The sequence below is a fragment of the Pseudodesulfovibrio profundus genome (assembly GCF_900217235.1).
GTDB lineage: Bacteria > Desulfobacterota > Desulfovibrionia > Desulfovibrionales > Desulfovibrionaceae > Pseudodesulfovibrio > Pseudodesulfovibrio profundus.
Map to the genome: position 1 here is coordinate 38,220 of NZ_LT907975.1, position 24,990 is coordinate 63,209.

Sequence of the window (24,990 nt, forward strand, 5' to 3'; positions counted from 1 at the left end):
CATAAAGTTGTCCTGTACACCTGATACGAGACCTCTGCACGGCAAATCCCACACTTTTACTCTTTAACTATTTGATTTATTATGCTATTATTTCTCCATCCAAAGGAGGAAGGCATGGCTATTCGGCAGAAAGGACCTCGGTTGGGTGATTACTTCCTGGGGCACCGCAGAACCAAGACCACATTTCTGGATGAGATCAACGAACTCATCGACTGGCAGCCCATCAACGCCTTTCTGTGCAAGAAGATCAGGCGCAAGGCCAACGCCGTGGGCAATCCCGCCTATCCGCCTCTGGCGATGTTCAAGATTCTGCTCTTGCAGCGTTGGTACAACCTGAGTGATCCGGGCGTGGAGCAGGCGCTGCTCGACCGGCTCTCCTTTGTCAGATTTACCGGTTTTTCCATCGAGGACGACGTGCCGGACGAGACCACCATATGCCGTTTCCGTAACGGTTTGATCCGCCTGAAGGTGCTGGACTCCTTGCTCGACATGCTTAACCGCCAGCTTGAAGGACAAGGGCTTCTTGTCCGTGAGGGAGCCGTGGTGGACGCCTCGGTAGTCGAGTCGCAGCGGCGGCCGCGCAAGGTTATCGACGTGATGCCTGAGGACCGTTCCGAGGACGCCGAAGAACAGGATGGGCCGGTGGACTGCCGGGTCAGCTATTCGGATGACGAGGAGGCGGCCTGGCTCCGCAAGAGAAATCGGGCCTATTACGGCTACAAGCTCCATGCCGCGACGGACAGTCGAGACGGGTTTCTGCTCTGTGGTCACATCACTCCCGCGAACCATTCGGACACGGGCGAATTCGAGCGGCTCGTGAATGGCGTCGGCCTTGATCCCGGCGCACGGGTTTATGCGGACAAGGGCTATTGCAGCGGGAAGAACCGGGACATTCTGTTTGATCGCGATTTGGAGGACGGAACCATGGACAAGACGCCTCGTGGCGGCAGGCTGACAGACTTCGAAAAGACCCGCAACCGTGACATCAGCAGCATTCGGCAAATAGTCGAGCGGGCCTTCGGCACACTCAAACGTGGCTACGCATTCTTTCGGTCCCGATACGTGGGTCGTGAGAAGGTGGAGGGAGAGTTCCACATCCTCGCCATGGCGTTCAATTTGAAAAAAGCTGTTCGACTGGCGCGAGCCTGAAGGGAGAGGTGCGTCCAAAATCCGGCATTTCGGCCAGAAATGGCAGGAAAAGGCCGGGAATGAGCCCAAGCTGGGGTGCGGTCAGAACATCAAATTGGGTGCGGAGCGCAAGGCACGGACGCGAAAAGGGGATGCGCAGAGGTCTCGATACAGGTGTATTCCATACCTCTCCTTGAGCCCTTGCGGGCCAGTGTCTTGCTCTATTCCAGTACTTCAAACATGGTTGATTCATAGTGAAACCCCATGCAAAAAAAGAGTAGATCAAAACTGACCTTACATACACCTTTCGCTCAATTTTAACAATAGACACGTGCTATTAAGAATGACCTAGCGAAAGCATATGTGGACCACCTTTCAAATTGTAAACATATGTTTGTTATTGTTTGTTTTTTTGCTTTTTATGTGCTGGGTATCCAGTGAATTCGATGACATAGGTGGTCCCGGCCGATTTTCCATTTTGGAAAATTTTTCACAACATGAGACCTCTGCACGGCAAATCCCACACTTTTACTCTTTAACTATTTGATTTATTATGCTATTCTTTCTCCATCCAAAGGAGGAAGGCATGGCTATTCGGCAGAAAGGACCTCGGTTGGGTGATTACTTCCTGGGGCACCGCAGAACCAAGACCACATTTCTGGATGAGATCAACGAACTCATCGACTGGCAGCCCATCAACGCCTTTCTGTGCAAGAAGATCAGGCGCAAGGCCAACGCCGTGGGCAATCCCGCCTATCCGCCTCTGGCGATGTTCAAGATTCTGCTCTTGCAGCGTTGGTACAACCTGAGTGATCCGGGCGTGGAGCAGGCGCTGCTCGACCGGCTCTCCTTTGTCAGATTTACCGGTTTTTCCATCGAGGACGACGTGCCGGACGAGACCACCATATGCCGTTTCCGTAACGGTTTGATCCGCCTGAAGGTGCTGGACTCCTTGCTCGACATGCTTAACCGCCAGCTTGAAGGACAAGGGCTTCTTGTCCGTGAGGGAGCCGTGGTGGACGCCTCGGTAGTCGAGTCGCAGCGGCGGCCGCGCAAGGTTATCGACGTGATGCCTGAGGACCGTTCCGAGGACGCCGAAGAACAGGATGGGCCGGTGGACTGCCGGGTCAGCTATTCGGATGACGAGGAGGCGGCCTGGCTCCGCAAGAGAAATCGGGCCTATTACGGCTACAAGCTCCATGCCGCGACGGACAGTCGAGACGGGTTTCTGCTCTGTGGTCACATCACTCCCGCGAACCATTCGGACACGGGCGAATTCGAGCGGCTCGTGAATGGCGTCGGCCTTGATCCCGGCGCACGGGTTTATGCGGACAAGGGCTATTGCAGCGGGAAGAACCGGGACATTCTGTTTGATCGCGATTTGGAGGACGGAACCATGGACAAGACGCCTCGTGGCGGCAGGCTGACAGACTTCGAAAAGACCCGCAACCGTGACATCAGCAGCATTCGGCAAATAGTCGAGCGGGCCTTCGGCACACTCAAACGTGGCTACGCATTCTTTCGGTCCCGATACGTGGGTCGTGAGAAGGTGGAGGGAGAGTTCCACATCCTCGCCATGGCGTTCAATTTGAAAAAAGCTGTTCGACTGGCGCGAGCCTGAAGGGAGAGGTGCGTCCAAAATCCGGCATTTCGGCCAGAAATGGCAGGAAAAGGCCGGGAATGAGCCCAAGCTGGGGTGCGGTCAGAACATCAAATTGGGTGCGGAGCGCAAGGCACGGACGCGAAAAGGGGATGCGCAGAGGTCTCAACATATTTGAAATGTCGAATCGAACTTCGCTTTCTTCTTGAGTTTGGAGCGGCTGCGGAAAATCGATGCAGTTAAAATAGTTCAAGATTGTAAAAATGAAAACAGCCCCGGTTGAAACCGGGGCTGTCCAAATAATCAGATAGGTGACCATTACCGTAAGTAATGGTGAGGGGATGTATTAATCAAATCGTTGGGCTGTTTTGGTAAGCTCGAAGTCAAGAGGCGAAGCGTCATTCATGACATGTTTTACCAGTGCCAGCGGACTCATATATTGCTTCCGCCAATCCATGACGATTTCTACGCCGTTGTCTAGAAGCTCGATGCTCTTGACGATCGGACGAATATCCACTTCCTTGAGTCCTTTTTTGGTGCGTTTCTCAATGATGAACTCGTTGGACTCCATGAATTGTTCCCATTCTTTCTGATGGGTTTGATTGTCAGCAGTAAAGGTCAGCTCAAAGACTTCTTCAACTGACTGCGGCTGCTTCTTGCCCATGGAGAGTCGATCTGCTTTCAAAGGCGCAAGTCCTTTGGGCATTTGCGGAATCAAGCGTTTGACGATGTCACTGGCATCAAAATCTTCTCTGAAGAAGACGTTGATCCATTCGGCAGTACTGGACACTCCCACGGGAAGCGCCTTGCCGAAAGAGAGCTTGGGCATGGGGTGAAAACCAGCGGAAAAGGACAATGGTAAACGGGCGCGTCGAAATGCACGTTCGAATACCGCTTGGAGTTCAAGCTGACTCAAGTACGCTGCCGGACCATTCTTTTCGTACCAGATTCTGAAATGGGAACCTCGTACCGTCAGGTCCGGCTTCTCAACAGAGTAGGGAGGCTGCTCCGATTCCTGATCCCGTTCAGAGAATATCATTCTCGGGCGAATCTCTTTTTCTTTGGCTTGCTTCTCCAGGGTGGAAGTATGCCCATCGAATTCGCATACGCCACAATTGCGGCATGCCGCATACCGGCAATCGCTGGTTATTTTCCCGGACAGGGCGCGGTCACGCTCCTTCAAGAGGAACTGCTTCGTGAGGCCACATGACAAGTGGTCCCAAGGCAAGGGGCCTTCGGGGTCCCTTGGTCCGACAAACTCATCCCAGGACAAGCCGGCTTCGTCCATTGCTTCTTTGTATGGCTCAAGCTTGAGATGATCTTTCCAACTGGAGAACAACGCTCCTTTGGAGTAAGCGCGCTCAACGACTTCGGCGAGCCGTCTGTCGCCGCGAGAGAATACACCTTCAAGTGAGGTCATTTCCGGCTCATGGAAACGCATGTTGATTCGCTTGTGGCGCTTGAATTGGTCACGCAGGTAGCCGATTCGACGATATATCTCATCAAAAGAAATCTGTGGTTCCCACTGGAACGGGGTGTGCGGCTTTGGAACGAATGGTGATACGGCAGCTGTAACCTGCAGGCGTTTGATATGACGCCCCGCAGCATCACGAACCTTGAGGCAGAGGTTGACTATGGCGTCCAGATCTTCGTCTGTCTCGGTGGGGAGGCCGATCATGAAGTACAGTTTTACTCCCTGCCAGCCGTTGTCAAAGAGCATCCTGACATGTTCGATCAGTCCTTCTTCATCCACGCCTTTATTGATTACGTCCCGCAGGCGCTGGCTTCCGGCTTCGGGAGCAATAGTTGCTCCTGTACGACGAATGGACGAAATACGCTCCATTATCGGTGATGAAAGCGACCCAACCCTGAGAGAGGGGAGGGAGATGGAAATCTGTTCCGCAGCACATTTATCAAAGCTGCGTGTGAACAGGGAATCCAACGCAGAGAAGTCGCCTGTGGAAAGCGAGAGCATGGATGTCTCTTCGTAGCCGGTCTGATCCAGCCCATCCGTCAGTATCTCGTCGATTGTTTCAAGAGAACGCTCGCGAACAGGGCGGTAGATCATGCCAGCCTGACAGAAACGACACCCACGGGTGCATCCCCTGGCTATCTCCATGGTCAGGCGATCATGTACTGCGTCAAAGGCTATGACTTGTCCCTTGGGGAAGCATGCCTTGTTCAAGTCATCGATGACTGCCTTTTCAATTGTTTCATATCCGGAAACCAGAGGTTTGAGGGCTTTGCCCGGCCCCTGACCTTCAAAGAATTCCGGAATGTAAATCCCAGGTATTTCTATGAGTCGTTTGAGCAACGCTTTGCGATCCAACCCTTCCTCTTTGGCTTTTTCGATACACCCAAGGACAGCCGGGAGCGCATCTTCTCCATCGCCAAGAACCAAGGCATCAAAGAAAGGAGCCATAGGTTCGGCATTGAATGCAGCACCACCACCCCCAATGATCAGCGGGTGGTCTTCATTGCGGTCGGCACTTCGAAAGGGAATATGTGCCAGATCAAGCATGTAGAGAATGTTTGTATAACAAAGCTCATGAGTGATGCTGAATGCGATGGCATCCATATCTCCCAGCGGAGTGTCGGATTCAAGCGTCGCCAAGGGGAGGTTGTGATCACGAATGATCTCAGCCGTTTCAGCACATGGAGTGAACACCCGTTCAGCCCAGAAATTTGGATGAGCGTTGACTGCTTCAGACAGGATTTTCTGTCCGAGGTAGGACATGCCGACTTCGTACATGTCGGGGAATGCAAGTGCGCATCGAACTGTCACGTCGGACAGGGACTTTGTTGTCGTTCCCCTTTCGCTGCCGAGGTAGCGGGAGGGACGGGGGAGAATGGGCAGAAGTTCTTTCATGCGGGGAATCTAAAAAGGAAATGCTGTTTGGTCTACAAAAAAAACAATCATATAAATGATGCGTAGTTGTAGGTGGTTACTGCTGCGTGGTCCAAACCATACTGTAAAGAATCGACAGTGAGAACTATTACTTGTCTTGGGATGCATATTGTGTAATACAATTAGCCAAAAGATATAGTTTTTTTCTCAAAAGAGGAGTGTATATGCTATATTGGTCTGTAGTATTCTTTATCGTAGCCATAGTTGCAGGTATCTTCGGCTTTGGCGGTATATCAGCAGCAGCTACAGGTGCAGCAAAGGTGCTGTTCGTTATCTTTTTAATTGCTTTTGTCGTATCGTTAATATTTGGGCGACGTCGTCCAAAGTTATAGTATGTTGAAGCAATAGTAGGTTTAAAAAAGGAGTTTATTATGAATTGGCTCAAATATGTATTGGTTGCAGTCTGCTTGACGCTTATGCTGGGATTCAGCTTGGGATGCGAGCAGGAAGGTCCAGCCGAGAAAGCCGGGAAAACCATTGACCAGACCGTCGAAGATGTTGGTGACAGCATAGAAGATGCTGGTGACAAGATCGAGGATAAACTGGACAATTAATCAGTCTACCTGATGGACGGGGCTTAGGGAGTTTCGGCATGGATTTCCTGCAAGTGTTTGAAATAGACTGGACACGAGTCGGCTGGCATTTGCGGCATTTGCTGGTAGCCTATGTTCTCGCCTTACCAATTGGGTTTAATCGAGAACAGAGTGACACGCGTTTTGGTATGCGAACATTCCCACTTGTGGCGGTTGTTACGTGTGGGTTCATGCTGGTAGGAATATCCGTGCTGGATTCCACCGAAGCTGAATCGAAAGTGTTTCAGGGTATTGTTACCGGGATCGGTTTTCTCGGCGGAGGCGCAATCCTCAAGGATGGTGGCTCGGTCATTGGAACCGCAACGGCAGCAAGCATATGGAACACTGGAGCAATCGGTATAGCCGTAGCCTTCAACCAATATGAGATTGCCATTGTGTTGAGTCTGCTCAACTATGTGACGTTACGATTGGTTGGAGGCGTGAAAAAGCAAGTCAAAGAAGCTCAGGATGATCAATGAAAAAGGGCCGGTTCATCGCGAACCGGCCCTTTGTTTTTCTGAACGGGTGGTTAGACGAGGTTCAGCCCGCCACCGCCGGAGCTTTCGCCACCGCCGGAAAGATCAAGACCGCCACTGGTCATGGAGATATTGGTGGCAGCTTCGATATATTTGGTTTTCAATTCTTCAGGGCATGTCTTGTATTCAAACAAGACGTTATCCATGGAGATTTCTCCATGCATTTCCTGGTCAAAGGGGTAGCCGAAGGGCAGCAGAACCATCTGTGTGCCGGACTGAGTCGGCATTGCCTGAATGGATGCAGGCTCCTCGATTACTTTTGCCTCTTCGTTGAATTTGCCGACGACCATATCGCCGGAAACGAGTTTGACCAGTCTGATATCATGACTCATGGTTTGTCTCCTTAAAATTTGTGTTGGGTGATTAAGTAGGTATGGTGACGCGCGCTGTCAAGGTGCGTTGTTATTACAGGACACAATAAGTGCATCGGTGGTTGTTAGCAAAGTTAAGGGCGGACCTGTAGGTAACAGGCCCGCCCTATATAGTGTGGGGGGAATCGGGTGCTGTTATGCCTTTTCCGGTCCGTGAAGGACGGCCATGACTTCATTGGTGTCTGCGGGGATAGCCGCCTCACCTTTTTGGTTGAACTCCATCTTTGATGCTGCATAGATGGCGATGAAGGAGAAGATCATGACAAATCCGCCGGGGTTTTTGAACTGAAGGAAAGTGGGAAGCAGGTCTTTGCCGAGGATCATGAAGAATGATCCGATAATGCCTGTCGCCAGGCCGGCAATGGCTCCATTTTTTGTCATCCTCGGCCACCAGACTCCCATGACCAGTACCGGGAAGAAGGTGGATGCGGCAATGGCGAATGCAAGCCCGACCAAGACGGCGATCTGCATGGATTCAGCCCAGAATCCCAGAGGGATACCAAGAAGCCCGACGAGAACCGAAGAGAAACGGGCGACCATGACACGAGAGTGTTCAGGCATGTCCGGCTTGAAAACATTGACGACGAGGTCATGGCCGATGGCACCGGAGCAAGCTATGATCAATCCTGCGACTGTGGACAGAATGGCTGCAAAAGCTCCGGCCACAACGATACCGAGAAGGACTTGTCCGCCGAAGTGTGAACCGGCAACGGGTACGGCAAGGTTTTTACCGTTGGCAGCCAACCATTTCATCAAATGCGGGGATACACCAAGCGCCTCTCCTTGCAGGTAGGTATATCGAACAACGTGACCGACATATGGGCTCAGGATGTAGAACATGCCGATAAGCAGGAGGACGTAGATAACCGTTTTGCGGGCAGCCTTTCCATCTGGAGCCGTATAGAAACGAACCAGAATGTGCGGAAGCCCGGCTGTACCGAACATCAGTGCCAGCAACAAAGACATCGTGTCCTTGAAGTTCGTCAGCCAGTAAGCCGGACTGGTGTATGCTGCGCCGTCGAACATTTTGCCGGTCATCGGGTCCGGTCCTTTGAATGTGGCAAGGAAGTTGACGACGTCGGTGTAGGTGTATCCTTTGAGCATGAAGGGGATGAAAGCGAGCAAGAACATTGCGCCGAACAAAATCCAGAACTGAACGAGCTGGTTGACCGTTGTTGCTTTCATGCCACCGACAGTCACGTAGAAGGTGATGATACAGGCAATGATGATGATGGAGGTTTTGTAGTCAAGATTCAGGAGCAATCCCATGACTTTTCCGGCTCCCAGCATCTGCGGCGCCATGTAAAAAAGTGAAATGAAGAGAACGCCGATTACGCCAAGAATACGAGCCCATTTGGAGTGGAATCGCTCTGACACGAAGTCGGGGACCGTGTATCGACCAAATTTACGTAACGGGCTGGCAAGGAAAAGCAGCAGTGCGATGTATCCTACAAAGAACCCGAGCGCGTAAATGATGCCGTCAAACCCGAAAAGAAAGGCGACACCAGCAACACCCAGGAACGATGCTGCAGACAGGTAGTCCGACGAAATTGCTGAAGCATTAATGAATGAATTGACCTTGCGTCCGGCCAGATAATAGTCGGCAGACGTTTTCTGGCTGCGGAACATGAAAGTCGTTACGATGGTGAAGGCCAGCATGCACCCGATGAGGATGAGGGCCATGATTGGTATTTGGTAACCAGCTTCCATATTATTTACCTCCCATGTCGGCTTCGATTTCATCTTCCATTCTATTGGCTTTGCCGACGTACCAAATGAACAGTGCCCAGGTGATAGGGTAAACGGCCACGGCTACAAGCCAGTAGTGGAGGGGAAACCCCATGATTGCCACATCAGTGATGGACTGGCTGGCCATGTATACGACCAGAAAAATGGAAATAACAAAGGCGAAGTAGGGAATACCTATTCCCAACGCGAATTTGAGTTGGCGTTTACGTATTGCGTCGATTCGTTCCATGGTCTCTCCCCTTGTTTGTGGTTGCTTTCATTGCCGTTGATGTCCTTTTACAGTAAAGAAATAAGAGAAAGCATGGCATTTCCGGCCAACGGTCAAACTCGACAGATTGCGGGTTGGTGCTTGTTGGCAGCTTCGGTTAACGGGGCATTTTGTGCGGTGAGCGGTGGCAACCTGTTTCAGGGAGAGCACTTTGAGCGAGCGATCAACGGTTTTTTCTTCTCCCGGGGCTCAAAATGAAGAGGAGTATGCTCAGCCGACAGCTATTAATCATGAGTTGTTGGAGATGGCTCGTGACGGTAAACTTGCCGGCATACGGCGAACCCGGATGGACCTCGTAGAGGACTGGTTAGATCTAGGGCTTTCCGCAGAATCCATTTGTAAGCACCTCTCTGCCTTTAATCAGGCCGTCATACTGGCGGTGCTGGAATTCCACGCCGAGGTCCACCCGTGGTTGCGGCAATGCTCGTTCATGGAGTTTGGATCAGGGGGGCGCGAGGAACAGGTTCTTGGGTCTGATCAGGACAACGGTCTGCTGCTTAAAGTTGATCCGGATGCCGATGAACTTGAAGACGTCACTCAATCCATAGTTATCGCCCTTGATGGAGCTGGCCTTCCTTTGTGTGAAGGCGGCGTAATGGTCAGTAATGCCGATTGGCGGGGCGATTTCGAGACATGGATTGACCGGCTGATGAACTGGCTCTCCAATCCGGTGGAGAAAGGACATTGGCAGTCCGGTCTCATTTTGGATTTTCGCTCAGTATTCGGTCCTGGGCGCGATGTCCTATTGTTGCGCCAGCGGCTGTGGGAGTATGTCCGAAACAAGCCTATCGCATTATCGCTCCTTGTTCGGGAGTTAACAGATTATCGGCTGCCTCTTACGTTTTATGGTGCTTTCATTACAGAGAAGGAAGGACCGTGGCACGGCTTTCTGAATATCAAGAATTCCGTGTTGTCTCACCTGACGAATTGTGTGCGAATTCTGGCTCTTAAATATGATTTACACCCGGCGAACACCTGTGACAGGTTGCGTCTGTTGATAGCTCAAGGACACATAACTGCACGACATGGTGAGCAGTTGCTCCAGGCCTGGGAGTATTTGCAGAGAAAACGGCTGACCATTGGTTTGGATTGTTTGAAGGAAGGTCTCCCTCCACATAACTACATTAAACCAGTTGGTTTGAGTAAAGAAGAAAAGATGCAGCTTAAGTCAGCGGTGCAAACGGTTGAGAAGCTTGTTCGGCTTGTGCAGGCAGGAGCTGGTTTGTAGTGGTTCCGTTCTTGCAAATCATATTGAATTCGAAGTGTTTTTTGACGGTGACCATTCCCGAGGGGTAATCCTGTGAACGTTCTCATAATCAATCTGACTCGCTTCGGCGACTTGATTCAAACCCAACCTGTCATTTCGGGGTACAGACAAAGAGGAGCCAAGGTTGCTTTGGCATGCCTCCAGAATTTTGCTTCGGCCTCGTCCCTGTTGAATGGGGTTGATCATGTCTTTTCATTCCCCGGGGCTGACCTTCTTTCGCGACTGGATACTGACTGGCGATTGGCTGTCAAACGGGTCGATGAATACAAGGCTGCGGTGTTCGACTCCTTCAAGCCGGATGTTGTGATTAATCTGACCCCGTCAGTGTCTTCTCGGTTACTAACGCGTGCCATGACTCCCCAGGACAGCTCTGTGGCTGGATTCAGTATTGATGATTTCGGATTCAATGCCGACACATCGGCCTGGGCTGCCTATTTGCAGCTGGCCGGAGGCAATCGAGCCGCCAGCCCATTTAATATATGTGATATATTTCGTCGAACGGCAGGGTTAAATAATGAGGGCAATTCTCTGGAGCTTTCCCATCCAGGCCCAGATCAACTGGAACGAGCCGATGCGCTCTTGTCTCCTATAAAAGGATATGACTGCAAAGGGATTGTTGCGCTCCAGATGGGAGCCAGTGAAGATAAACGCCGCTGGCCCGTGGATCACTTTCGTCGAGTCGCCGAAATGGTTTGGCAGCAGGATGGATATGTTCCTGTACTGCTCGGAACCAAAGAGGAGCAGCCGCTCGGTAAACGGTTTAAGGAAGGCTATGATTTCCCGGTCGTGGATTTGATGGGACAGACAAGTCTGCAGGAGTTGTCTGCTGTGCTATTAAGGTCCAAGGCGTTAGTGACGAATGACACTGGTACAATGCACCTTGCGGCCGGACTGGGAGTGCCTGTCTCTGCTGTTTTTCTCGCCACAGCCCAACCATGGGATACGGGACCTTATCGTCCGGGCAATATATGCCTCGAACCCGACCTGCCGTGTCACCCCTGTGAATTCGGGAAGCAGTGTCCCACTGATAATGCCTGTCGGCAGTCGGTTGATCCGACCACTGTCTACCAGACGTTGGGTGCTATGTTGAACGGTGATTCCATTAGTGAGCATAGCGGGGCCAGAGTATGGCTTACCCGCCTTGAGGACGATGGTTTCATGGGGTTGGAATCGCTCTCCGGCCACGACCAGAGTGACCGGGCATTATGGATCGCCTTACAGCGTGCGCATTATCTTCCGTTTCTCGATGGAAATGCTTTAGAAGGGAGCACCGGACTGGCCGAGAATCTGACCTCGGAAAAAGCGGCAGAGCTGTCCAAAACTTTGACGAGTGCTCGCGATATGTTGTTCCTCCTTTCCCGTCAGGGCATGCTGTTGCTCAAAAATCCGAGACCACAGGCCAAGGCCAAGTTTCTGGCCACATGGCAGGGGCTGCAAAATGTGCTGAGTGACACTAAAGAGCTTAATATACTTGGATCATTGTGGATGTTTCAAACCCAGCAATGTGGTGATGATATGGCTTCGCTTCTGGAGATGATCGAGCGTTACCGTGCACTTGTTGGCTCTCTCTGTTCAGAATTTGAGCAGTAGGCACGATTATTGAATGTGCAGAGCAAAACCGAGTTAAACGGAAAAAATTCATCTCACTATTGAGGAGGAGATCATCATGATCCTTATTGATGGAAAGCAGTATGACATCTCAGGTCAAAATTTTGAGAACCTTGAGCAGGTTTTCGATCAGGTGGTCCAGGATGGCCATCTTGAAAATCGTATTGTTACTGACGTGAAAGTGAATGAAGAGCCGTTCACGGAAATTTATCCGCATCAGGCTGAAGATATCGAAATGTCGGAAGTTGAATCCGTTGAAATCGTGACCATGGCAACCGACGACATGGCTGTCGAGATCACTCTTGAGCTCTACAAGGTTGTCAACATCATGGCTGAAGGCGGCAAGCATGTTGCCGAACTCTTCCGTCAAGCAGATGACGCCGAGGCCCTTGAAACCTATCAGGACCTTCTTGAAGTCATTAGAAACTTCCTGCGCATGGTCGGTGTGCTCCGTGACGAGTATTCGCTCAAGGATCACAAAGAGTATGAGCGCAATGCGGAAGAGTTGAACGATATGTTCACTGAGATGTCCACCGTACTTGAGAACGAGGACTGGATTCTTCTGGCCGACTTGCTCGAGTACGAATTCCTTCCGGCGGTGGAAAAGTGGAAGCGCGTTATCAAGCAGATTCGCGACGACATTCGCGAAGCAAAGAAGAGGTAGACATGGCTGCCCGTCGTGAGATGCTCGATCAGGCATTGTCCATTGGTCGCAGGGAACTCGGTTTTCTTGCTGATGGTGATGTGTTTGAAGCGGAAAAGTTGGCCAAGGATCGTGAGCGCATTCTTGATGAAGCGATAAACGATCTGGACCGTGCTCACTTGGAGCAACTCTCTGACAAGCTGGTGGAAATGCGGTCATTGCAAAATGACATAACAGACGAAGCTCGGAAGCTGCACAGTTCTCTCAAGCAGGATCTGCTCAGCATGCGGAAGCAAAACAAGCGAATTGCCGGATACAGTTTCGGTGCCGGAAATATGCCGCGTCTTGCCCGCCAGCGATTTATCAATAAGAAAAGTTGATCTCAAAGCAGTGAATGAAATCAAAGCCGCCCCGGATTATCCGGAGCGGCTTTTCTTATTTAATTTTGGTCTGGTATCAATCAAATAATTCCCAGCGTACCAAAGAGCCTTCGGGTTCGCCGTAGCCTGTGAACTTCACCCCTAATCGAGTCGTGCCGGGGCGCCCCTCGTGCATGGTACGAATCTCGCCTGCATACCAATACGGTTTGAAGGTCTTTTCCCTGAAGTTGAACATGAACAGGTTGATGGCAACCGGCACGCCTACGGCACAGTTCTCGTTGAGGTTGGTGTTGTGCACGGAAAGTCCGATGCCGCCGTGGGAAATGTTCAGTACAGCATTGGCATTGCTTACGGAATTCTCGGAGTTGAATGAGTTGACGCTGATATGAGGTGTCGCATCCTGGAAGGGAATATCCGATGAAAATGGATCATCGATCCAGAGCTTTACTCGGATGAACTGTTGGTCGGCCACGCGCTTGCGGGCGTGTTTGCGCCGGGGCATCATGGTAAACTTTTGAGGGACCGACAGGACGATTCTATCCGGTTTTCTCCCATCAGTTTCGGATTCGATAACCGTTGAAACAAATGCATTTACCTTGTCGGATACGGTCTTTTTCGGTGCAAAAATACAAGTGATCAGGTCACCTTTCTTTGCATCCAGTGGTTTTAGCCGGTCAATAATCTCACATTTGATTTTACCGGAAGATACACTGGTAAAAACGCATCGCGTACTTATGTCATCAGTATCCTGACTGGTGGATACATCAACCACACTTCCTTCCTGTTGAATGATTTTTGGAATGTTCACACGCTTGGCGGACGTGCGACCTCCCTTGGAGCGGAACAGGCGGAGTGCAATGATGACAAGTATGAGAGCCAGTCCGCCGAGTATGACAGCCCCTCCATACCCAAGAAGCTGCCCAGGTACATCCGGGGCAAGCGCTTGCACCCATTCTTTCAGGCCGTTGCTGATTGCGTTTATAAAATCGGTCATGCGAGGGAGTGTCCGTATTAGAAGTTGACGAAGTGTTTTTTCGCTTCAAGAACTTTGCCCAGATACCGTCTGGTTTCCTTGTAGGGGACCTTAGTGCGGAGAATCTTGTACACTTCTCCGGGTGGCAATTGGTTGATCTCGTAGGCCGCTTGTTGTCGATTGCTGTCAAAAGTGCGCAATACCGTTCCGGCCCCACCATTGTATGCAGCTATGATGCAGTACTCGCGGGATAGGGGATCGGAAATTGCGGAGAGATACCGTGTCTCCAGCAAGTGCAGGTACGTGGTCCCATATAGAATATTTGTTCTGGGGACGAAAAGCTTCTTGGTGGATGGTGTACCTTTGCGGTTGTTAAGATACTCGTATGTATCGCTTCCCGCAGTGGAGGGGACAACCTGCATGAGTCCGATCGCCTTGGCTGAACTGACGGCGAACGGGTTGAAGTCAGACTCCACTTTCATGATGGCGTATATCAAGTTGCGACTGATGTTGAATCTGTTTGACATCTCAACAACATGGTCGGCGTATTTTCGCGCTCGTACATCTAAATGGTCACGGACCATGGGGATGGTTACATAGTGCTCAACGGTTTTGCCCGTCTTTCGGCTTTTCAATTGCGTGTCTACAAGGTGGTTGGCAAAGCGCTGCGCACGCCACTCCCACCGGATATCCTTATTTTCGTGATCCTTAACTTCTCCCATAAGAAATGGTGTATCTCCGATGGCAACCGGCTGTGCTGAGTACAGATCAACGGATCGGGGATCAGCCGGGGTGAGAAGGGTGGTGACAATGGCGTTGGCCAAGGTTGTTTTTGGGTTATCCGTGTCAACGGTTTCCACTGTTATGATGCCGTTGTCGAAGTCCACACTGGCGCGCGAGAGGTAGTTCTCGGTGTATTTGACGTATTTCTTTGGCTTTGGAACCAGAATGTTGTCATCGCCCCATACTTGCGAAATGGTCTGAATGAAATCTTCCACAAGAGCTGAGAATTGTTTGATATCTCCTTCAAGTGCTTGCGGATTGGCCGCATAACCCCATGCTTTGTCGCGGGCTAGCGCTTCTGCTGCTGCCGCGGGATTTCCAGTGGCAGCAGCGCGTACGATACTCACTGCATCGTAACGCGAGCAGGAGGAAAAGATCATAGGAATGAGACAGAGGAGTAGTAAGTGTTTCATAATATTCAACACCGCACACATCTTGACAAATGTGCATACGTCAGTATTTGTTTTACACGATATTGGGCTTTGTCCGGAAATTCAAGTGCATGAAGTAAATGGCACATAGTGTATGAAGGGGTATCTTTAATGAGCGAGGCTGTTGTTGAGCAGATAGATAGCTCTCTTGCAGAATTGATGGATCGCTTTTTTTCTAATTTTGCCAAAGATTTAGTGAAGATGCAGGTTGTCCTTGAAACTCGTGACTACGAAAATCTTTCAAGGCTGGGGCATACAGTCAAGGGAACAGGGTATGGCTATGGCTTCAGGGGCTTGGGAGACCTTGGTAGCAAGCTTGAAAAAGCGGCCAAGGACGCAGATCAGAAGTCATGCCAACAGCTGATTAATAAAATTGAGTGGTATCTGGCAAACGTCCATGTTGAGTTTGTAAACGAGTAGCTTTTAAAAATAAGCGGATGGAGACTGAGTCCCCACCCGCTGTTTGTTTCTTCTGCCGGTTGACCGTGGTCCGGTGGACCAGAACGCATGTTTTATTGGGCCTAGCCCTTTCAACCTTCTGTATATGTTCGTTCCCGATCGCGTTCCTTTCCACGAGTCTTCCAGGTAAATACATTATACATCATCGTCTTTCGAGAGTGAAGGGGTTTCGGAATCTTCTGCCAACCCCTCAGGACTTCAGCATTTCCATAGCTGCCTCGACATCCCAGTCTTCGTGAACAACCTTATTAAGTGCACTGACAATTTTTTTCGGGTTTGGATGCTGGAATATGTTGCGCCCAACCGAAAGTCCTGAACCTCCGGCCTGAATGGAGTCGTAAACCATTTGCACCAGATCTCTTTCCGACTCCAACCGAGGACCGCCTGCAATGACAACCGGGACGCAGCATCCATCAACCACCTTGGAGAATGAATCCGGATCGCCGGTGTAGTTCACTTTGACAATATCAGCACCGAGTTCAACTCCGACACGAGCACAGTGGGCAACGATTTCAGGGGCGTATTCGTCGGTGATTTTGGGGCCGCGGGCATACATCATTGCAAGGACGGGCATTCCCCATTCATTGGCTTCGGAGCACAGTGCGCCGAGGTCCGCCAACATGTGTGGTTCGGTTTCGTCACCAAGATTTACATGGATAGATACTGCGTCTGCTCCCAATTTCAGGGCATCGGTAACAGTGCCGACCAGTGTTTTGGCATTGGGAAAAGGCGAGAGGGAGGTTGATGCCGAGAGATGAATAATGAGACCGATATCTTTTCCGCCTGCTCTATGTGAACAGCGGGGAATCCCTTTATGCATGAGCGTTGCGTTGGCTCCTCCTTCCGCTACCTGATTGACCGTTTCACGCAGGTCAACCAAGCCGTAAATGGGACCAACCGTTGTCCCGTGGTCCAGGGGAACGACAATGGTTCGCCCGTTGTTCCTGTTCATGATGCGTTCCATCCGAATTGCTTTTCCCAAATGCATGATGTCTCTCCTTGTTTTTGACCTCGTGCGTCCTTGGTCCCGAAAATAAAAAGAGGCCGCGGACTATGCCCGCGGCCTCTTGGTTGTTGCTTGTTTGCTAAAGACTATCGCACACCAAGACCGCAGGCGTCCCTAAAAAAGAAACCAAAAAAGAAAAAGAAGCGTGCGGATTCTTGCTGTGTCATTGTTTTAAATTATCCGAGAGCTGCTCGAAAAGTCAAGTTACAATACGTTTACTTCGTAAATACTAATCAACAAGAGCAATGCATTTAAATTCGACCAATCCACCTAACGGAAGTCCTTTCACCTCTATGGCAGCCCTTGCTGGGGCGTGGTCAGAGAAGAATTCTTCATAGATTGCATTGAGGTCCGCAAAACGGCTCATGTCCGTCACAAAGACATCCACCGACAAGACCTGACTGAGAGAGGAGTTTCCTGCCTCAAGTATGGCCTGCATGTTTTGCAGCGCTTGTCGGGTTTGCTCCTTGAATCCAGGTGCCAAGGCTCCTTTTTCCGGGATAAGTCCCAACTGGCCAGAAACAAAGATCATATTACCGCTTTGGACTGCCTGGGAATACGGGCCGACGGCTGCCGGAGCCTTGTCAGTGTGAATAGTTGCAATAGCCATATGTTCCTCCTCGATGGCGGGTTATACCCATAAGTATTTTTGCTGGGTGGATTTGGGCAGTCTCCGAACAATCTGAACTATTCCCATCATGGCGATGATGGAAAGGATGAGGCGCCCCCAGAATATGCCGGACAAATGTCCGCCTATCAGCATTATTAGCAGCGTGTCTTCGATGAGTGAGTGGGAGAGTCCCATTAAAGAAAGGGAGTAGAAAATATCCTTTTTGTCGACATTGCCGTTTTTCGCTTCATTGATGATCAGGCCGCCTCCGTAAGATAGTCCCATTGTCAGACCTATGACAGTGATAGCCGAAGCTTTGGGGCCAATGCCAATTGTATCAAGTATGGGGCGAAGCATGCGATTTATTAAATCGATCACTTTTATCGCATGCAGAATTCGCATGAGGACGAGCAGCGCGAGTATGATGAAAAAGATGGAGATAAGGTTTTCACCTTGGTGAAGCGCCCAGTCTATCAGCGAGCCGTCACTCGTTACTGCTGTGTCAGGATCGAACAACATGGTGGCCGGTTCCTGAAGCGTGCCCGTTTTCGTGTAGATGAGGTTCAAAATGCCGGCAAAAACAAACGCACCAAACATGCGTAGGGCGGCCTGAAACAGAAAGCGTGCGCCCGACTTGCTCGCTATGGCACATTCAACAGGAAGGCCATGTCCGACCAGCATGAGTACGCCGAGGACGGTGGCTTGAGCTGTGGTCAGTGGAATGTCGCCGCTAAGGGATAAAAGGACAATGATGCCGGTGTAGATATTATTGATGAGCGCTGTGGCCCAGACCAGCCCCATTTCAGCAGGGAGGCCGACAAGGCTCATAATAGGCTCAAGAGGCCATGCCAGATACTGAATCAATCCGAATTCCTGTAATGCCTTTACCAGGATGATGATTGGAATCATGACCTTGAAAAGTTCAAAGGAAGCAGAGAAGGCATCGCGGAGTATTTCGCTGGCAAGTTTGATTAATCGTTTCATGAAATTCTATTTCTCCTACGGCAGAACATAGGGGATTAGCAGGGAAAAAGAAAGAGGGAGACCTGATAGGCCTCCCTCTTTGTAGTGATAGGATTGATGGGGTTACATGAACAGTTTGGTGACGTTGTAACCAAGTACTGCCATGAAGAATGCCAGGGCTGTAGAGCCGGTGACGGAGTAAGCTGCCCACTTCCAACTGGATTCGCGAGCCATTGCCACGACTGTGACAAAGCAGGGCGCATAAAGCATGGTGAACAAGATCAATGCGACAGCAGATGCGACTGTGAATTCCGGGTCGGCAATGAGGCGCTCGGAAAGAGGTTCCACTTCTTCAGGATCAACCTCGCCCATTGAGTAGGCAGTGCCAAGAGTGGATACGATGACTTCCTTGGCCGCAAATCCACCTGTCAGGGCAATGTTTGTTTTCCAGTTGAAGCCGGCTAGCTGTGAGATGGGTTCCAAGGCTGTGCCGATTGAACCTGCGACAGTTCCACGGATGCTTTCTTCAGCTTCAGCGTTATCAATGGTAGCGATCTCATCTTCAAGTTGGCTGATGGCTTCTGCGGAACCGTTTTCTCCCAGAATTTCAATCTGAGCCTCTACAGCAGCGCGTTTCGCTTCATACGCGGCCACACGCTCTTCAGGCATCTGGGGGAACGTCATCATGGCCCAGATGAGGATGGAGATACCAACAATGATGGTTCCGGCTTTCTTGATGTATTCCCAGGAGCGTTCCCAGGTGTGAATCAGCACGCCGCGCAATGTTGGCAGGCGATAGGGAGGCAATTCCATGACAAAGGGAGTCGACTCGCCTTTAATAACTGTTGAACGCAGCATGCGGGCAACGATAAGGGCCATGGCCCAGGCGCCCAGCGTGATCATGAGCATCACGGATGCTGCATTGGTCGGGAAGAATGCGGCAGTCAGCATCAGGAAGACAGGTACTTTAGCGCCGCAGGTCATGTAAGGGGCGACAAAAATAGTGGCCAGCTTTTCTTTTTGGCTACGGAGTGTCCTCGTAGCCATGACGCCGGGAACTGCGCAACCGCCAGCGATACCGCCGGAAACAATGAAGGGAAGTACGGATGTACCGTGAAGTCCAAAGATCTTGAAAATCTTGTCCAGCATGTATGCCATACGAGCGATATAGCCGGAGTCTTCGAGGGCGGAGATCATGAGAAACATGCAGATGATGAGCGGAACAAAACCAAGTACGCCACCTACACCGTCGATTATGCCGGATACGATCAGCGATCGGAGCAAGCCGTCAGGCAGGGCATTGTAGGCTGCTTCATTGAGCCAACCGAAGAATGCTTCCACCCATCCCATGGGGATTTCACCGATAGCAAATGTGACATGGTAAATGGCGTAGATGATGCCCAACATGATCAAAGGCCCGAAGAACGTGTGGGTCAGAACCTTATCCATGTTGTCAGAACGGCTGATGCGATCTTCATCAAGTACGGGGTAGGAGACTACCTGCTTGATGATACCGGCGATGTAACCGTAGCGGTAGTCGGCAATGATGGCATCCGGAGCGGCGTTGAGCGTAGTTTGTGTATGCTCGCCAATTTTCTTGGACATCTCTTCGAGCTTGTTGGAGAGAGGAGTGTTGGCAAGTCGACCTTTGACTATGACATCTTCATCTCTTTCCAGGTACTTGATTCCTGTCCAGCGAGCCGGGACCTTGTCTGTCAGAAACTGGGCTTCCTCAATGGCTTTTTCCATTTCAGAAAGAACCGGGTCGAGGTCCGGACCGTAGGATATGTTCAGAGGTGTCCACTCACCCTTGCGTTCTTCGGCAAGCATGATTGAGGCATCGAGTAGTTCTTGTGTGCCTTTGTTGTTACGAGCGACGGTTTCGACGACTTCGCATCCCGTTAATTCGGATAATTTTGCACTATTGATTTCTTTACCGCTTGCTCGAACCTCATCCATCATATTGAGAGATAAGGTAAGGGGTACACCGAGTTCCATGATCTGAACGGCCAGATACATGTTGCGTTCGAGAGCGTCGGCATTCAAGACATCGATAACCGCCTCGGGCCGGTCTTCCACAAGAAAGTTGCGAGCAACGATTTCTTCCTGCGTGTAGGCAGTCAGCGAGTATGTGCCGGGCAGGTCCACAAGTTCCAATGTCGTATCATCGCGATTGACTATACCGATCTTTTTATCAACGGTGACTCCAGGCCAGTTAGCCACATGTTGCCGTGAGCCGGTAAGAGCATTGAAAGTGGTGGTTTTTCCGCAGTTCGGGTTTCCGGCTATGCCGATTGTATATTTGCCCATTTGCTAGTCCTCCAAAGGGGCTACGGTTATGTGGTCGGCTTCACTGTTGCGAAGGGTGAGTGTGAAATCTCTGAGTCGCAGGGCAACGGGATCCTTGAGTGGCGCTCGTCCAATGACACGGCATTCTGTCCCGGGTATCAGGCCCATATCTCTGATTCGACGTCCAAGCTCGCCACTGGCTGAGACTGTGACTATTTTCAAATGCTGATTAACTTTCGCTTTTCGTAAGCAAATTGTATTTCCCATCGCTTCTGTCCTTCTGTGGTTGAAAATGGTTATCAACCTCTTGGCGTAAAATTAGTTTGAATTGCAATTCGAATTGTTATCAGGCGAATCTTTGATGCTACCGCATGAACTTGACTTGCCGCACCCTGCGCATCCGCAGCTAGGCGATTTGCTGAAAAACTGCTTGTAAAATCTGTTTCCTACATAAACGACGGCTGCCAGCACAATGACTCCGACGATAATGTTTTCCATCATTTCTCCCCCAATGCCTCGTTAGGCCGAAACTTTTAGGCCGGACGTGCTTTAAGTAGTGATGTTGAGAATCAATGTCAAGCCATTTATTTGTACCATGTTCGTAAAAAAGGGGGGTTTTCAATTGAATTTTAAATCAATTAATACGGATATTTCTGAGTAGGAATCAATGGATGATCTCGGCTTTCCTTGTCAACTCGTTTGTTTTGTGCTCAGATATTGAACTTGTATATGGAGTTCATGAAAGTGCAGACACGAATCTTGTTGGTGGCCGAAGAAGGGCTAGCGCGTTCCGCATATACTGAGGTGCTCAGAAATCTTGACGTGGATTTTGATTGTATTTCGTCACCGGATGAAATGAATACGCGTCTGACTTCTGCTCGGTATAATGGTGTGCTGGTCGACGTGCCAACGATGATTCGCTGTGAGTGTGTCGACAAGAATCGGATTACGCACATAATGGAGCGTTTTCCGGTATTGCGACTAATGTACAATCCTGAATTCGGGGGGATACGAGGACTGGCTCACGGTGGAACCATTAAAGACAATCGTGACCTTGCTGATTTTATCATCAACGACTGTATTCCTTTTCCCGCCAGGTCTGTTCGAGTTTCCGAACGCAAGGATATCGTATTCAACGTATTGCTTATGAATGAGCGTGATGAGGAACATCTTGATGCAGAGCGGACTGTCACCATCAATGTTTCCGAACATGGCTGTTTTATTTATACGATAAATACATGGGAACTTTTACGGCCAGCCTGGATGATCGTTAACGAATTCGAAGACAAGACGCCTGTTGAACTGAAGGTTCGATGGCGAGGACAATGGGGAAGCAATATGAGCATGCCTGGTATCGGTACCAGTTTTGAATCGATGACAGCACACCAGTATGCACAGCTTCACTCCTTCATCTGATTCTATTAAGAGGATGTTATAAATGGATAAAGATTCTAAAGACTTTATGGCGTGGATCGATGCTTTGGCGAAAGGTATTATTGCGGGTTGCGCCATAGGTTATCTGTTCAGTCTTACCGATCTGCTCCCCGCAGGAAGAGCTGTCGTTATGGGAGGATTGGCAGGCTGTCTGGCTTCCATTACCTTCAAGAACAGACAGGATGATAGCAAGGGGAAGGGCGATAAGTAACAGCCATCTCAGGATGGAGATGTGATAAGTTATAAAAAAAGGCTGCCGAATCATCGGCAGCCTTTTGCTTTTTATAGGATTTGACTCAGGAAGAGCTTAGTCCTGTCGTGTTGCGGGTTCATGAAGAAGTGTTCAGGCGTCCCGACTTCGACAATCTTGCCTTCATCCATGAAGACGACCTGGTCGGCAACCTCTCGGGCAAAGCCCATTTCATGGGTGACAACGACCATGGTCATGCCTTCTTTGGCCAGTGTTTTCATGACCTCAAGAACTTCACCAACCATTTCAGGATCAAGTGCAGAAGTCGGTTCGTCAAAGAGCATGACCTTCGGGTCCATAGCCAACGCTCGTGCAATGGCGACTCTCTGTTGCTGACCACCGGACAGTTGGGCAGGGAAGTTGTCTGCTTTGGCATGGATGCCCACTTTGTTCAGCAGGTTCATGGCGTTTTCTTTCGCTTCTTTCTTGCCTCTTCCGCGGACAGAAGTCTGTCCGACTGTCACATTCTCCAGAACAGTCAAATGTGGAAAGAGGTTGAAGGACTGAAAGACCATGCCGACTTCCATGCGAATCTTGTTGATATCGGTTTTCGGGTCAAGGACATCCACGCCATCAATCATGATATGACCGGAATTGGCGTGTTCCAAACGGTTAATGCAACGCAGGAACGTTGATTTACCTGACCCCGAAGGACCGATGACAACGACGACTTCACCGGAATCCACATGGTAGGAAACATCATGAAGCGCCTGAATCTCATGCGGTACGAAGAAGGTTTTATATACGTTTTGAATGTCAATCATTGCTAGGCCTCCGCCGTCCGTTTTTCCAGGTACTGAACAAACATGGACAGCGAGAATGTAAGAACAAGGTACATGACGCCACAGAGGAACCACAGCTCATATGGCATAAGGCTTGTGGTAACGGCTTCGCGTGTCGCTTTCGTCAATTCTCTGATGGCGATCATGCCAAGCAGGGAAGAGTCTTTGATCAGGCTGATGAACTGTCCTGCCAAAGGTGGAAGAATGCGCTTGAAAGCCTGCGGCAAAATGATCTTTACCATTGCCTTGGCTTTGGTCATTCCCAGCGAACGTGCTGCTTCCATCTGTCCCTTGTGAATGGACTGAATGCCTGCACGGACAATTTCCGCAACATACGCTCCAGCGAAGATTGCCAAAGAAGCGATGCCGAACCACAGTTCAGGAATCTGGAATAGTCCCATCTGCAGTAGGAGGTTGTTTATGATCGTTCCCAGTACAAAGTACCAGATCATAATCTGAACAAGCAGCGGGGTACCTCGAATGAGCTCAATATATGTTATGGCTGACCATTTGAGGCATGGGTTGGTTGATATCCTGGCCAGCCCTGTGAAGAGTCCTAGCAGAATACCAAAAAAGATCGAGACCAGACTGACTTCGATGGTTATGAGAAGTCCTTCCAGTAATAAGCCCATTCTCCATTCATCGTAGGAGCCGACTGTGTCTCCCATGTAGATGAAGTCCCCTTCGGAGACCAGCAGGTTGGAGCCTGGTACTGTGTAGTATTCGGAATCTCCGGCGCCACCAATAATGATGACAGAATCGTCACCTTTCTGGGTGATGGAGGTGACCTCACCTTCTATCTCTGCCCGGACTTCTACCGTTTCCATATAATAGAAATATCTGGGGAGTCGATTCCATCGCCATATGTAATCGGTTTGGGTTGTAGCCCAGTAAAAACCGGCACAGGTACCGATGAGCAGGACTACGTAAACGATTTTCCAAAACAGGTTTTTGTCAAACTCTTTTGGAGTGACAGTTTTTTCCGTATCGGTCATTAAAATGCTCTATGATGGTAGTGAAAAAGGCCGAGGACCGCTCCATGGAGCAGTCCTCGGAAATGATGCGTGATTACTGGATTTCCTGGTACCACTTATCGGAACCGAACCACTTGTTGTAGATTCGATCGTAGCGGCCGTCGTTCTTCATCTGACGCAGGAAGTTGTTCAACCAGTTCAGGAAGTCCGGGTCACCCTTGTTGATGGCCCAGCCAAGAGGCTCGTAGGTGAAGGGCTTGTTCAGGAACTTCATGCCGGCTTTTTCGCCGTGCTGAGCATAGAAAATAGAGGTCATGGGCAGGTCGTAAACGGTAGCGGTAGCCTTTCCGTTCATGGCTTCCAGCATTGCCTGATCTTCCATTTCAAAAGACTTGTAGGTGGCTTTGGGGAAGAGGCGTTTGGCAGCCTGTTCGCCGGTGGTGCCGAGCTTGGATGTAATGGTGTACTTGGGATCGTTCAGGTCGCGCCAGGATTTGATCTCATCAGCATATTTTTTGGAGATGAGTGCAGTCTGACCGACGATGATGTACGGATCAGCGAAGTTGACCTTCAGGTTGCGCTCCTGGTTGACGGTCATGCCGGAGGCGATGAGGTCGTACTTGTTGGAGAGCAGGCCGGGGATAATGCCGTCCCAGGCAGTGTTGATAATTTCGAGCTTGACGCCCATGGCTTTTGCCATTTCTTTGACCATGTCGACGTCAAAACCGACAATGTTACCTTTCTGGTCTGTCATTTCAAAAGGCATGTAGCCGGCTTCAAGACCGACGCGCAGGGTGCCGCTTTGAATGACGCTTTCCAGTGTGGATTTACGTGCGAGTTCGATGTCGGCCGCGTTCGCGGACATGGCTGCGCAAAGAAGCACAGACACCATGGCCAAAATGGTGATAATACGTTTCATCCTTTCCTCCAAATGGAACGTTGTTGATGGTATACCGCGCCGTTGCGCCGTCCGGGTAAACGGCTTTCAGCGTTGGTTCCTCACTCT

28 protein-coding genes are annotated in these 24,990 nt (G+C 50.3%); 12 read left to right on the forward strand and 16 right to left on the reverse strand.

All coding sequences use genetic code 11. From position 1 onward, the window contains the following. Positions 1 to 81 precede the first annotated feature (81 nt). Positions 82 to 1,149 carry an IS5 family transposase gene (locus DPRO_RS00175; RefSeq protein ID WP_097010253.1) on the forward strand — a complete coding sequence of 356 codons (1,068 nt, stop codon included), beginning with the start codon at positions 82 to 84 and terminating at the stop codon, positions 1,147 to 1,149. A 532-nt stretch (positions 1,150 to 1,681) separates the two neighbouring features. Continuing rightward, a complete protein-coding gene (locus tag DPRO_RS00180) occupies positions 1,682 to 2,749 on the forward strand; it encodes an IS5 family transposase (RefSeq protein ID WP_097010254.1) in 1,068 nt (355 codons plus the stop codon). Here the strand turns inward: DPRO_RS00180 and DPRO_RS00185 are convergent. Both DPRO_RS00185 and DPRO_RS00190 read right to left on the reverse strand, forming a co-directional pair. Further along, positions 2,712 to 3,047 (reverse strand): hypothetical protein, encoded by a 336-nt coding sequence (locus DPRO_RS00185; RefSeq protein ID WP_097010255.1) that lies wholly within the window; start codon positions 3,045 to 3,047, stop codon positions 2,712 to 2,714. The two genes, DPRO_RS00180 and DPRO_RS00185, sit on opposite strands and share 38 nt — an antisense overlap. Before the next feature lie 27 nt (positions 3,048 to 3,074). Beyond that, complete coding sequence (locus DPRO_RS00190) at positions 3,075 to 5,597, reverse strand: TIGR03960 family B12-binding radical SAM protein (protein ID WP_097010256.1); 2,523 nt, start codon at positions 5,595 to 5,597, stop codon at positions 3,075 to 3,077. 203 nt (positions 5,598 to 5,800) lie between these two features. On the opposite strand from DPRO_RS00190, the gene DPRO_RS00195 reads away from it, so the two are divergent. Genes DPRO_RS00195 through DPRO_RS00205 form a run of 3 tightly spaced genes read left to right on the forward strand, consistent with a single transcriptional unit; the run spans position 5,801 to position 6,687 of the window. After that, positions 5,801 to 5,968, forward strand: a complete 168-nt coding sequence (locus DPRO_RS00195; protein ID WP_097010257.1) for a DUF1328 domain-containing protein — start codon at positions 5,801 to 5,803, stop codon at positions 5,966 to 5,968. 39 nt (positions 5,969 to 6,007) lie between these two features. Then, positions 6,008 to 6,190: a hypothetical protein gene (locus DPRO_RS00200; protein ID WP_097010258.1), complete on the forward strand. Its 183-nt coding sequence runs from the start codon at positions 6,008 to 6,010 to the stop codon at positions 6,188 to 6,190. A gap of 38 nt (positions 6,191 to 6,228) precedes the next feature. Beyond that, on the forward strand, positions 6,229 to 6,687 hold the full coding sequence (locus DPRO_RS00205; protein ID WP_097010259.1) for an MgtC/SapB family protein: 459 nt from the start codon (positions 6,229 to 6,231) through the stop codon (positions 6,685 to 6,687). Between the two features lie 50 nt (positions 6,688 to 6,737). Here DPRO_RS00205 and DPRO_RS00210 read toward each other — a convergent pair whose 3' ends face one another. The 3 genes from DPRO_RS00210 to DPRO_RS00220 all read right to left on the reverse strand — a co-directional run bounded on the left by DPRO_RS00210 (position 6,738) and on the right by DPRO_RS00220 (position 9,093). After that, positions 6,738 to 7,076 (reverse strand): hypothetical protein, encoded by a 339-nt coding sequence (locus DPRO_RS00210; RefSeq protein WP_097010260.1) that lies wholly within the window; start codon positions 7,074 to 7,076, stop codon positions 6,738 to 6,740. A gap of 174 nt (positions 7,077 to 7,250) precedes the next feature. Next, on the reverse strand, positions 7,251 to 8,825 hold the full coding sequence (locus DPRO_RS00215) for a sodium/solute symporter (RefSeq protein ID WP_097010261.1): 1,575 nt from the start codon (positions 8,823 to 8,825) through the stop codon (positions 7,251 to 7,253). Between the two features lies 1 nt (position 8,826). Next, the gene (locus DPRO_RS00220) at positions 8,827 to 9,093 is read right to left on the reverse strand and encodes a sodium/substrate symporter small subunit (protein ID WP_097010262.1); all 267 of its coding nucleotides are present in this window, start codon (positions 9,091 to 9,093) and stop codon (positions 8,827 to 8,829) included. Between the two features lie 190 nt (positions 9,094 to 9,283). Between DPRO_RS00220 and DPRO_RS00225 the strand changes: the two genes are divergently transcribed. From DPRO_RS00225 to DPRO_RS00240, 4 genes are all read left to right on the forward strand, one after another. Next, positions 9,284 to 10,360, forward strand: a complete 1,077-nt coding sequence (locus DPRO_RS00225) for a putative nucleotidyltransferase substrate binding domain-containing protein (protein ID WP_232005655.1) — start codon at positions 9,284 to 9,286, stop codon at positions 10,358 to 10,360. Between the two features lie 72 nt (positions 10,361 to 10,432). After that, positions 10,433 to 11,989 (forward strand): glycosyltransferase family 9 protein, encoded by a 1,557-nt coding sequence (locus DPRO_RS00230; protein ID WP_097010263.1) that lies wholly within the window; start codon positions 10,433 to 10,435, stop codon positions 11,987 to 11,989. Between the two features lie 76 nt (positions 11,990 to 12,065). Then, positions 12,066 to 12,671 (forward strand): hypothetical protein, encoded by a 606-nt coding sequence (locus DPRO_RS00235; RefSeq protein ID WP_097010264.1) that lies wholly within the window; start codon positions 12,066 to 12,068, stop codon positions 12,669 to 12,671. Between the two features lie 2 nt (positions 12,672 to 12,673). Further along, positions 12,674 to 13,030 carry a hypothetical protein gene (locus tag DPRO_RS00240; protein WP_097010265.1) on the forward strand — a complete coding sequence of 119 codons (357 nt, stop codon included), beginning with the start codon at positions 12,674 to 12,676 and terminating at the stop codon, positions 13,028 to 13,030. Between the two features lie 76 nt (positions 13,031 to 13,106). Here DPRO_RS00240 and DPRO_RS00245 read toward each other — a convergent pair whose 3' ends face one another. Beyond that, positions 13,107 to 14,024 (reverse strand): PilZ domain-containing protein, encoded by a 918-nt coding sequence (locus DPRO_RS00245; RefSeq protein WP_097010266.1) that lies wholly within the window; start codon positions 14,022 to 14,024, stop codon positions 13,107 to 13,109. Positions 14,025 to 14,041: 17 nt separating this feature from the next. Next, a complete protein-coding gene (mltC, locus tag DPRO_RS00250) occupies positions 14,042 to 15,199 on the reverse strand; it encodes a membrane-bound lytic murein transglycosylase MltC (protein WP_097010267.1) in 1,158 nt (385 codons plus the stop codon). A 129-nt stretch (positions 15,200 to 15,328) separates the two neighbouring features. On the opposite strand from mltC, the gene DPRO_RS00255 reads away from it, so the two are divergent. Next, a complete protein-coding gene (locus tag DPRO_RS00255) occupies positions 15,329 to 15,637 on the forward strand; it encodes an Hpt domain-containing protein (RefSeq protein WP_097010268.1) in 309 nt (102 codons plus the stop codon). Positions 15,638 to 15,866: 229 nt separating this feature from the next. On the opposite strand, the gene DPRO_RS00260 is transcribed toward DPRO_RS00255, so the two are convergent. From DPRO_RS00260 to DPRO_RS20590, 6 genes are all read right to left on the reverse strand, one after another. Next, positions 15,867 to 16,664, reverse strand: a complete 798-nt coding sequence (locus DPRO_RS00260; RefSeq protein ID WP_097010269.1) for a 2-amino-3,7-dideoxy-D-threo-hept-6-ulosonate synthase — start codon at positions 16,662 to 16,664, stop codon at positions 15,867 to 15,869. 247 nt (positions 16,665 to 16,911) lie between these two features. Beyond that, entirely contained in the window at positions 16,912 to 17,292 is a 381-nt protein-coding gene (locus DPRO_RS00265) for a Rid family detoxifying hydrolase (protein WP_097010270.1), read from the reverse strand. A 21-nt stretch (positions 17,293 to 17,313) separates the two neighbouring features. Then, complete coding sequence (locus tag DPRO_RS00270) at positions 17,314 to 18,276, reverse strand: hypothetical protein (protein ID WP_097010271.1); 963 nt, start codon at positions 18,274 to 18,276, stop codon at positions 17,314 to 17,316. Positions 18,277 to 18,378: 102 nt separating this feature from the next. After that, positions 18,379 to 20,565, reverse strand: a complete 2,187-nt coding sequence (gene feoB, locus DPRO_RS00275) for a ferrous iron transport protein B (RefSeq protein WP_097010272.1) — start codon at positions 20,563 to 20,565, stop codon at positions 18,379 to 18,381. A 3-nt stretch (positions 20,566 to 20,568) separates the two neighbouring features. Further along, the gene (locus tag DPRO_RS00280; protein WP_097010273.1) at positions 20,569 to 20,811 is read right to left on the reverse strand and encodes a FeoA family protein; all 243 of its coding nucleotides are present in this window, start codon (positions 20,809 to 20,811) and stop codon (positions 20,569 to 20,571) included. Positions 20,812 to 20,862: 51 nt separating this feature from the next. Further along, entirely contained in the window at positions 20,863 to 21,045 is a 183-nt protein-coding gene (locus DPRO_RS20590) for a FeoB-associated Cys-rich membrane protein (protein WP_097010274.1), read from the reverse strand. 237 nt (positions 21,046 to 21,282) lie between these two features. Between DPRO_RS20590 and DPRO_RS00290 the strand changes: the two genes are divergently transcribed. Together DPRO_RS00290 and DPRO_RS00295 are read left to right on the forward strand one after the other, a co-directional pair. Further along, positions 21,283 to 21,960 (forward strand): PilZ domain-containing protein, encoded by a 678-nt coding sequence (locus DPRO_RS00290; protein ID WP_232005656.1) that lies wholly within the window; start codon positions 21,283 to 21,285, stop codon positions 21,958 to 21,960. Positions 21,961 to 21,982: 22 nt separating this feature from the next. Beyond that, complete coding sequence (locus DPRO_RS00295) at positions 21,983 to 22,189, forward strand: hypothetical protein (protein WP_097010275.1); 207 nt, start codon at positions 21,983 to 21,985, stop codon at positions 22,187 to 22,189. Between the two features lie 71 nt (positions 22,190 to 22,260). On the opposite strand, the gene DPRO_RS00300 is transcribed toward DPRO_RS00295, so the two are convergent. The 3 genes from DPRO_RS00300 to DPRO_RS00310 all read right to left on the reverse strand — a co-directional run bounded on the left by DPRO_RS00300 (position 22,261) and on the right by DPRO_RS00310 (position 24,903). Next, on the reverse strand, positions 22,261 to 22,992 hold the full coding sequence (locus DPRO_RS00300; RefSeq protein ID WP_097010276.1) for an amino acid ABC transporter ATP-binding protein: 732 nt from the start codon (positions 22,990 to 22,992) through the stop codon (positions 22,261 to 22,263). A gap of 2 nt (positions 22,993 to 22,994) precedes the next feature. After that, positions 22,995 to 24,005 carry an amino acid ABC transporter permease gene (locus DPRO_RS00305; protein WP_097010277.1) on the reverse strand — a complete coding sequence of 337 codons (1,011 nt, stop codon included), beginning with the start codon at positions 24,003 to 24,005 and terminating at the stop codon, positions 22,995 to 22,997. Positions 24,006 to 24,078: 73 nt separating this feature from the next. Then, positions 24,079 to 24,903 carry a transporter substrate-binding domain-containing protein gene (locus DPRO_RS00310; protein WP_097010278.1) on the reverse strand — a complete coding sequence of 275 codons (825 nt, stop codon included), beginning with the start codon at positions 24,901 to 24,903 and terminating at the stop codon, positions 24,079 to 24,081. Positions 24,904 to 24,990 lie beyond the last annotated feature (87 nt).

Bases quoted from the DNA above. Each gene is read 5' to 3' on its own strand.
- DPRO_RS00175 (WP_097010253.1), top strand. From the start codon at position 82: ATGCTATTATTTCTCCATCCAAAGGAGGAAGGCATGGCTATTCGGCAG.
- DPRO_RS00180 (WP_097010254.1), top strand. From the start codon at position 1,682: ATGCTATTCTTTCTCCATCCAAAGGAGGAAGGCATGGCTATTCGGCAG.
- DPRO_RS00185 (WP_097010255.1), bottom strand. From the start codon at position 3,047: ATGGTCACCTATCTGATTATTTGGACAGCCCCGGTTTCAACCGGGGCT.
- DPRO_RS00190 (WP_097010256.1), bottom strand. From the start codon at position 5,597: ATGAAAGAACTTCTGCCCATTCTCCCCCGTCCCTCCCGCTACCTCGGC.
- DPRO_RS00195 (WP_097010257.1), top strand. From the start codon at position 5,801: ATGCTATATTGGTCTGTAGTATTCTTTATCGTAGCCATAGTTGCAGGT.
- DPRO_RS00200 (WP_097010258.1), top strand. From the start codon at position 6,008: ATGAATTGGCTCAAATATGTATTGGTTGCAGTCTGCTTGACGCTTATG.
- DPRO_RS00205 (WP_097010259.1), top strand. From the start codon at position 6,229: ATGGATTTCCTGCAAGTGTTTGAAATAGACTGGACACGAGTCGGCTGG.
- DPRO_RS00210 (WP_097010260.1), bottom strand. From the start codon at position 7,076: ATGAGTCATGATATCAGACTGGTCAAACTCGTTTCCGGCGATATGGTC.
- DPRO_RS00215 (WP_097010261.1), bottom strand. From the start codon at position 8,825: ATGGAAGCTGGTTACCAAATACCAATCATGGCCCTCATCCTCATCGGG.
- DPRO_RS00220 (WP_097010262.1), bottom strand. From the start codon at position 9,093: ATGGAACGAATCGACGCAATACGTAAACGCCAACTCAAATTCGCGTTG.
- DPRO_RS00235 (WP_097010264.1), top strand. From the start codon at position 12,066: ATGATCCTTATTGATGGAAAGCAGTATGACATCTCAGGTCAAAATTTT.
- DPRO_RS00240 (WP_097010265.1), top strand. From the start codon at position 12,674: ATGGCTGCCCGTCGTGAGATGCTCGATCAGGCATTGTCCATTGGTCGC.
- DPRO_RS00245 (WP_097010266.1), bottom strand. From the start codon at position 14,024: ATGACCGATTTTATAAACGCAATCAGCAACGGCCTGAAAGAATGGGTG.
- mltC (WP_097010267.1), bottom strand. From the start codon at position 15,199: ATGAAACACTTACTACTCCTCTGTCTCATTCCTATGATCTTTTCCTCC.
- DPRO_RS00255 (WP_097010268.1), top strand. From the start codon at position 15,329: ATGAGCGAGGCTGTTGTTGAGCAGATAGATAGCTCTCTTGCAGAATTG.
- DPRO_RS00260 (WP_097010269.1), bottom strand. From the start codon at position 16,664: ATGCATTTGGGAAAAGCAATTCGGATGGAACGCATCATGAACAGGAAC.
- DPRO_RS00265 (WP_097010270.1), bottom strand. From the start codon at position 17,292: ATGGCTATTGCAACTATTCACACTGACAAGGCTCCGGCAGCCGTCGGC.
- DPRO_RS00270 (WP_097010271.1), bottom strand. From the start codon at position 18,276: ATGAAACGATTAATCAAACTTGCCAGCGAAATACTCCGCGATGCCTTC.
- feoB (WP_097010272.1), bottom strand. From the start codon at position 20,565: ATGGGCAAATATACAATCGGCATAGCCGGAAACCCGAACTGCGGAAAA.
- DPRO_RS00280 (WP_097010273.1), bottom strand. From the start codon at position 20,811: ATGGGAAATACAATTTGCTTACGAAAAGCGAAAGTTAATCAGCATTTG.
- DPRO_RS20590 (WP_097010274.1), bottom strand. From the start codon at position 21,045: ATGATGGAAAACATTATCGTCGGAGTCATTGTGCTGGCAGCCGTCGTT.
- DPRO_RS00290 (WP_232005656.1), top strand. From the start codon at position 21,283: ATGAAAGTGCAGACACGAATCTTGTTGGTGGCCGAAGAAGGGCTAGCG.
- DPRO_RS00295 (WP_097010275.1), top strand. From the start codon at position 21,983: ATGGATAAAGATTCTAAAGACTTTATGGCGTGGATCGATGCTTTGGCG.
- DPRO_RS00300 (WP_097010276.1), bottom strand. From the start codon at position 22,992: ATGATTGACATTCAAAACGTATATAAAACCTTCTTCGTACCGCATGAG.
- DPRO_RS00305 (WP_097010277.1), bottom strand. From the start codon at position 24,005: ATGACCGATACGGAAAAAACTGTCACTCCAAAAGAGTTTGACAAAAAC.
- DPRO_RS00310 (WP_097010278.1), bottom strand. From the start codon at position 24,903: ATGAAACGTATTATCACCATTTTGGCCATGGTGTCTGTGCTTCTTTGC.